This is a genomic window from Desertibaculum subflavum (genome assembly GCA_003576705.1).
Classification (GTDB): domain Bacteria; phylum Pseudomonadota; class Alphaproteobacteria; order Ferrovibrionales; family Ferrovibrionaceae; genus Desertibaculum; species Desertibaculum subflavum.
Window position 1 is genome coordinate 102,425 of the sequence record QOZS01000015.1, and the last position, 6,415, is coordinate 108,839.

Genomic DNA, 6,415 nt, shown 5'->3' on the forward strand with positions numbered 1-6,415 from the left:
TCGAAATCGATGCCCGATCCTCGCCTCCGCCTCGCATTTCCGCAATCGAGCCCTTTTCGGGCGCCAGCCAGGGCGACGCTTGACGAGAATCGTCATCGCGAAGCCGTGGCGGTCGGCCCGCAGACAACTGCGGTGTTCTCCATGTACAGAACATCGCCTCGACGCGAGATGGAGTAGGACCTTTCCAGACCGCTATTGAACGAGACAGTGACCGCGCCGCGCGAGATCGAGTAGTGCCCGCCGTTCTTCCAAAGCCCGTCGTAGGCGTAGTGCCCGTCCCCGGTGAAGGCGAATCGAGCGCCGGCATGGCTGGTGCAGACCATCCCCTTCAGCGCGCCGGTGATCTCCTCGGAGGCCATCGGGCCGCCGGGCGAGTGGGCCCGGGCCTGCGTCATTGCAATTGCCAGTGTCGCAATGCCGACGGCCGCCGACTGGGCGAAGCGGGCATGTCTCATTGGTGCCCCTCCTCTATCGCTCACGCGCACCGCGGATTGCTGGCGGGTAGGGCGCCGCCTAGTTCGGCGGCTCTCCGCTCGCGACGGGGCTAGACGCAGTCCTGTCGATGACCTCGAAAATGGTCCTTCCCAGCGCGATCAAGGCCCGAGACGGTGATACGAGATCGGCCATCTCGCGGTCGGCAGCCCCCCCGCGGCAGCGCCTGATCGATGGGCTGTCAGCCAATGACGTGGGACTGGCAATTCCTTTTTCAAGTGGGGATTTGCACGAGATCGAATGATCGGACGATCAACGGAGTCGGGGGAGCCTCGTCATCGACCGGATCGCGACAGGATGGTCTCCATGTGCATTGCTCGCCGACTTCGACGCCCATAGCCTCACTTCCAATGAGCCCTCGCGTTGTCAGTCGCTGGTTGAGCCTCTGCGCCGTTGTCAGCCTGATCATCGGCGTTGCGATACATGTCTCACCCGCTGCCAATGCGAACGCCATCGAGGCTACATCGAGCATCCGCAGTGTTGCGCGGATTGCGACGGAACCGTGCGATGCCTGCCCGACAGACGTCGCTGGAGTGAGTTCGAGCTGCTATGGTTTCTGCGACGGCACCGCGATGGTGTTGCCGACCGTCGCGGAGATCGAGTGGTTCACGGCTGCCCTGGTAACCGACACTCTCATGATTCACTCGCTCGGGCGCGACAGACGCCCGGACCCTCATCCGCCGCGACCATCCGACGTGAGCTGAGACGCAAGCTCGCGTCCTGCAAGCATCGTTCGCGCGCCCGGGCACACCCGAACTTGCATCGTTAAGTCGAGCCTTTTCACGTTCCATCGTGCGTGCGAGCGACCGAGGACAAGAGCATCCGCGATCCACGTATATGAGGAGGTCCGGATGTTTGAACGCGCATCGAGTTGCGAAATCATTGGTTGGATCGGCGCCACCTTGTGGTCAGGTGCGGCCTTCCTGGTGATGCTTCTGGCGCTCGTCGCCATCGCGTCATTAGTTGACCGGATGCTGAAAATGCGGGGACCTCAGCCGCCATTCTCGTCGTAGTGCGGCGAGGAGATCCGCCCCTCCGATGTTCCTACCTGCAAGCGCCGCTCGCCGACGTTCGCACGGCTTTGCGGAGGCGTCAGAGTCCCGCGGCAGCGCGCTTGCCATCCAATGAGGTACCGCCGTGGCCTCAGCTGACACGGCATCGGGGCCGCTGCAAGCATCCGACCCTTCGTCGACGCGCTCAATCTCAGCGCCGACGTGCTCGACCCTTCCGCAGTCGAGCTCGATTTGGGCCCGGTCGATCCTGGGCAGCGTATCACCGTTATGTGGGGGGCCGCCCAGATTTCGTCGATCACCGCACGTCGGCCGGGATCGACCGTGCTCGCTCTGATGACAAGGCCGACTCGAAGGATTCCGAGCACGATGCGAAGCGCGTGCAGGGCGCCGAATGGCTAGTGCTGATCGGCATCCGCACTCATTTGCGCTGTGTACCTCTCGGGCAGCGCCTTGGTGATCCGCACGGAGACTTCGGCGGGTGGTTCTGTCCGTACCACGGCTCGCACTACAACACATCAGGTCGTGTCCGTCGTGGTCCCGCTCCCAAGAACGTTGTGCTTCCGGCCCACCGATTCATAGCGAATGCGAGCATCAAGGTCGATTGGGCGGCGAACCATTCCAACTGCTGGCAAGCTGACGAGCGGCCGTCAAAAGTGCGCTTGGTGGCGATAGCGGGGTGACCGGTCGAGCGACAGGTGCAGGAGGCAGGACGAAAACGCATCCGTTCCCTCGCTGAATCCGAATTTCGCGCACCGCTCGCGATCGGCGGCAAGCCGCTCCTCCGGCGTGGCGCAGGAAGCAATCCATCCCACCAGAACCACCACGGCAGCCGCCCGTATCATCGACATTCTTGCCATCATGGTCTTCCTCCCAGCCTTCGCGAGTTCACCTAGCCGTGGGTGGCGAAGCGCAAATGGCGCACCATGCCCACCGCCCGGTGATACAGGTTGTGGCAAGCGAGCAGACGGTCGCCTGGCGCACGCGCCTCGATAAGAACGGCTACGCGACCGCCACGGCCGGGCACGATGACCGTGTCGCGGACGGCCCCGTTGATGCGCCGAGACCCGAGAGCAACGACATGTGCGTCGAGCCCTTCGAAGCTCATCGGATGCATACGGATGCCATCATTGATCAGCACCGCCTCTACCATCGTGCCGACCGGCAGTGGCACGGGGTCGCCCTCGCCTGGATGCGCGTTGTCGATTCCCCAGTCGTAGACGTGATCATCGCCCGTCAGCGCAAAGACCCTGGATCTGCTTGGCGGTGCACCGTGCGGACCAATGCCGCGCAGGCGCACATCGAGTGACAAGTCCACCGGGAGTGCTTGAAACTCCGCCATGTCCGTCAAGCGAGGGATGGGTGCGCCCGAAGGGGCAAGCACCAGGCCGGCGCGGACCCGATCACCTTCGCGCTGCGCAAAGACGGGAACCATCGCGCCGTCGCGGGGAAGATCAAGCGCGATGTCGAGGCGCTGCCCCGGGGCGATGGGAAAGCGGTGATCCGTGACGGGCACAACGGCACGGCCGTCGGTCGCGATAACCGCGCCGCGACGACCGCCAAAGTCGATCCAGAATGCCGTGCTAGTGGCGCCATTGATCACGCGCAGGCGAAGTCGACCGCCGCGCTCGACGCGCACCACTTCCGGATCATCGAGGGTCCGATGGTTGGCCAGATACGCATCGTGATCGATGTCGTGCAGATGAGGGTCGAGGATCGATCCCTCGCCAGGATGCCGCCCGCCGCGGGCGCGGGGTGGCCAATCGCCAATATCGAACTCGTCGGCCAGGCCCCCTCCATGCCTGTGGCCGGGCGCGCTGCGTTCCATCAGCTCATGCAGGTGCTCGTCGGCGGGGCGGAACGAGAAGTCCTGCAGCAGAAGTACGATATCCTGCCGGTCCTCGCGCCCGGGTTCCAGGAAGACTACCGGCGCCGACAACAGCTCCTGAGCCTGCCGAACGTCGCCGGCATGCACGAGATGCGTGCCGGGCCGCGCGCGAAACTCGACCGACCCATGCGCATTGGACTTGATAGGTTCGGCTGCTTCAGCCGGTGCCGGCCCGACGTCCTGACCGGTCCAACTCAATGCGACCGGCTCGGGCAAGGTGTTGTGGATCTCCGCCCGGAACTCGAAGGGCGTGGGGATCTGGATGCCGGGGTGCCCCGAACGATCGACCAAGCTCAGCGCACGAACGGGCCGCCGCTTGACCTCGATCGTTCTCGTTGTGAGGGTGAGGGGAAAGGATGGCGCTGCGAGCGGCGACCTCTGGGGGAGGAACGCCGCCGCAGAGCCGACGAGAAAGCTACGGCGCGCTAACGAGATCGTCATGACGCGACTGACCCTCAACGGTGGCGATTTACGCTCAGCTTGGTGACGCGGCACGATAAGACACTCGGCCGCACCGCGAGCGGGGTGCTCGCCGCGCTACGCTGCTTCAGTACCGCCGATAGATGCTCTGCTTCTCACGGTCGTCGAACAGGATGACGTCATAGGACGCGCGTGCGCCGCCCTGCTCCATGCCGGGGGAGCCGGCCGGCATGCCGGCGACGGCAAGGCCGCGCGCCTTCGGCTTCTCGGTCAGCAGGCGCTTCACCTCGGCCGCCGGCACATGTCCCTCGATAGTGTAGCCGGCGACCTCGGCTGTATGGCAGGACTGCAGAATGTCCGGCACGCCGTGGCGCTGCTTGATCGGCATCAACTTGTCGCTGTCGTGCCCCACCACGCGGAGGCCGCTGGCGCGCAGGTACTCCATCCATTTTTGACGCAGCAGCCGCAGGCAGGCGACTTCCAGACCGTCACCTCGCCCGCAACCGCCCTTCCGCCGAACTGGTAGAGCGTGACGGCGGCGACTCCGGCCACCAACAGAGCGGCCGCGGCGAACCTGACTAGTGTGGTTCGGGTCATGGCCTTACTCCCTCTTCTCGATCTTTGTTACCGTGATCGCCCCATTTACCCGATCGGCTTCGAAACTGACGCTGTCGCCGACCTTGACCGCCTTGAGCATGGCGGGATCGGCGACACGGAACACCATGGTCATGGCGCCCATGTCGAGATTCTTGATCGGCGCATGTTTGAGCGTGATCTTTCCCGCCGACTCATCGATTTTCCTGACTTCGCCATCGGTCGGCACGGTTTGGGCAATGGCGGCGGACGCCGCGCCGAACGCAACCGCGACGGCGAGAGCTGAGAAGAATGTGCGCATGCTGACCTCCATGCAGAAGGGGCTGTGGCTATTTCACCATCACTTTGCCGAACATGCCGGCTTCGCGATGACCGGGGATAAGGCAGGAAAAGTCGAATTCGCCCGCCTTGGTGAACCGCCAGACGATCTCGCCGGTCTTTCTCGGCGCCAGACGTTTGGCATTCGGGTCGTCGTGCTCCATGTCGGGGTTCTTCCTCATCTCCTCGGCATGCTTCAGGTTCTCCTCGAGCGTGGCCAGCACGATCTCGTGGTCGACCCCACCGTTGTTGCGCAGCATAAATCGGATCTGCTCGCCTTTGCGGACCTCGATCTTGTCCGGGACGAACTGCATCTTGCCGTCTTCCGATTCGCGCATGACGATCTGAACGACTCGCGCCGGCTTCTTGGGGTCGCCGGGCACGCCATAGGCCAACTCTTCGGCGTGACTGTGGCTCTCGCCGGGCTTGTGGCCGGGACCGGCGAGCACCATGCCCGGGATCGCCAGACCGCCGATGACGGGCACAGCAATGACGGCCGTACGCATCGAGTGGACTACGCAAAGCATTGGCAAGTGCATGAGTGTCTCCTGGGGTTGTTTGAATTGTCGATTGGGTCAGACGTTCTTGGCTTCGTAGGCGACGGTGCCGGGCGGGTGCTGGTACCAGCCCGGATCGCGGTAATCGCCGCGCGCCAGCCCTTCTCGCACCTTCACCACGCTGAACATGCCGCCCATCTCGATGGCGCCGAACGGGCCCGCACCGGTCATCATCGGCAGCGTGTTGTCGGGCAGCGGCATCTCCATCTCGCCCATATCGGCCATGCCGCGCTCGCCCATCAGCATGTAGTCGGGCACCAGCCTGGTGATGCGCTCGGTGACGCCCTTGTGGTCGACGCCGATCATGGTCGGCACGTTGTGGCCCATGGCATTCATCGTGTGGTGCGACTTGTGGCAGTGGAAGGCCCAGTCGCCCGGCTCGTCGGCGGTGAACTCGATCGCCCGCATGGCGCCGACGCCGATATCCGTCGTCACTTCCGGCCAGCGCGCCGAAGGCGGCACCCAGCCGCCATCGGTGCCCGTCACCACGAAGTCGTAGCCATGCAGATGGATCGGGTGGTTGGTCATGGTGAGGTTGCCGATGCGGATGCGCACTCGGTCGCCCTTGCGCACCGCCAGGTGGTCGATGCCCGGAAAGACCCGGCTGTTCCAGGACCAGAGATTGAACTCGGTCATGGTGGCGACCTTCGGCGTCATGGCGCCCGGCTCGATGTCGTAGGCGTTGATCAGGAAGATGAAGTCGCGGTCGACGCGGTGCTGGCCCGGATCGCGCGGATGCACGATGAAGCTGCCCATCATGCCCATCGCCATCTGCACCATCTCGTCGGCATGCGGGTGGTACATGAAGGTGCCGGACTTCTTGAGCGGGAACTCGTAGACGAAGGTCTTGCCGGGCGGGATCTGCGGCTGGGTCAGGCCGCCGACGCCGTCCATGCCGCAGGGCAGCAGCATGCCGTGCCAGTGCACGGTGGTGTGCTCCGGCAGCCGGTTGGTGACGAAAATGCGGACCTTGTCGCCCTCCACCGCCTCGATGGTGGGCCCAGGCGACTGGCCGTTATAGCCCCAGAGATGCGCCGTCATGCCCGGCGCCACTTCGCGCTCCACCGGCTCGGCGACGAGGTGGAATTCCTTCCAGCCGTCGTTCATGCGCCAGGGCGCCGACCAGCCGTTCAGGG

Annotated in this window: 9 protein-coding genes; 2 read left to right on the forward strand and 7 right to left on the reverse strand. The window is 64.5% G+C overall.

From position 1 onward, the window contains the following. Positions 1–92: 92 nt before the first annotated feature. Positions 93–455 carry a hypothetical protein gene (locus tag DT074_RS10280; protein ID WP_119419750.1) on the reverse strand — a complete coding sequence of 121 codons (363 nt, stop codon included), beginning with the start codon at positions 453–455 and terminating at the stop codon, positions 93–95. 888 nt (positions 456–1,343) lie between these two features. Here DT074_RS10280 and DT074_RS28010 point away from each other — a divergent pair. Together DT074_RS28010 and DT074_RS28015 are read left to right on the forward strand one after the other, a co-directional pair. Then, a complete protein-coding gene (locus DT074_RS28010; protein ID WP_162914791.1) occupies positions 1,344–1,505 on the forward strand; it encodes a hypothetical protein in 162 nt (53 codons plus the stop codon). Positions 1,506–1,903: 398 nt separating this feature from the next. Then, the gene (locus DT074_RS28015) at positions 1,904–2,185 is read left to right on the forward strand and encodes a Rieske 2Fe-2S domain-containing protein (RefSeq protein WP_368744589.1); all 282 of its coding nucleotides are present in this window, start codon (positions 1,904–1,906) and stop codon (positions 2,183–2,185) included. Here the strand turns inward: DT074_RS28015 and DT074_RS28020 are convergent. From DT074_RS28020 to DT074_RS10315, 6 genes are all read right to left on the reverse strand, one after another. After that, positions 2,153–2,365, reverse strand: a complete 213-nt coding sequence (locus DT074_RS28020; RefSeq protein WP_162914768.1) for a hypothetical protein — start codon at positions 2,363–2,365, stop codon at positions 2,153–2,155. The genes DT074_RS28015 and DT074_RS28020 overlap by 33 nt on opposite strands. 29 nt (positions 2,366–2,394) lie before the next feature. Continuing rightward, on the reverse strand, positions 2,395–3,831 hold the full coding sequence (locus tag DT074_RS10295; RefSeq protein ID WP_119419753.1) for a multicopper oxidase domain-containing protein: 1,437 nt from the start codon (positions 3,829–3,831) through the stop codon (positions 2,395–2,397). A 106-nt stretch (positions 3,832–3,937) separates the two neighbouring features. Beyond that, positions 3,938–4,255 (reverse strand): DUF411 domain-containing protein, encoded by a 318-nt coding sequence (locus DT074_RS10300; RefSeq protein WP_119419754.1) that lies wholly within the window; start codon positions 4,253–4,255, stop codon positions 3,938–3,940. A gap of 156 nt (positions 4,256–4,411) precedes the next feature. Beyond that, positions 4,412–4,705, reverse strand: coding sequence for a copper-binding protein (locus tag DT074_RS10305; RefSeq protein ID WP_119419765.1), 294 nt, complete (start codon positions 4,703–4,705; stop codon positions 4,412–4,414). Between the two features lie 28 nt (positions 4,706–4,733). After that, the gene (locus tag DT074_RS10310; RefSeq protein WP_368744587.1) at positions 4,734–5,228 is read right to left on the reverse strand and encodes a cupredoxin domain-containing protein; all 495 of its coding nucleotides are present in this window, start codon (positions 5,226–5,228) and stop codon (positions 4,734–4,736) included. Positions 5,229–5,297: 69 nt separating this feature from the next. Beyond that, positions 5,298–6,415, reverse strand: a 1,118-nt coding sequence (locus DT074_RS10315) for a multicopper oxidase family protein (protein ID WP_119419767.1), incomplete at its 5' end; no start/stop codon positions are given.

Bases quoted from the DNA above. Each gene is read 5' to 3' on its own strand.
- DT074_RS10280 (WP_119419750.1), bottom strand. From the start codon at position 455: ATGAGACATGCCCGCTTCGCCCAGTCGGCGGCCGTCGGCATTGCGACA.
- DT074_RS28010 (WP_162914791.1), top strand. From the start codon at position 1,344: ATGTTTGAACGCGCATCGAGTTGCGAAATCATTGGTTGGATCGGCGCC.
- DT074_RS28020 (WP_162914768.1), bottom strand. From the start codon at position 2,365: ATGATGGCAAGAATGTCGATGATACGGGCGGCTGCCGTGGTGGTTCTG.
- DT074_RS10295 (WP_119419753.1), bottom strand. From the start codon at position 3,831: ATGACGATCTCGTTAGCGCGCCGTAGCTTTCTCGTCGGCTCTGCGGCG.
- DT074_RS10300 (WP_119419754.1), bottom strand. From the start codon at position 4,255: ATGGAGTACCTGCGCGCCAGCGGCCTCCGCGTGGTGGGGCACGACAGC.
- DT074_RS10305 (WP_119419765.1), bottom strand. From the start codon at position 4,705: ATGCGCACATTCTTCTCAGCTCTCGCCGTCGCGGTTGCGTTCGGCGCG.
- DT074_RS10310 (WP_368744587.1), bottom strand. From the start codon at position 5,228: ATGCGTACGGCCGTCATTGCTGTGCCCGTCATCGGCGGTCTGGCGATC.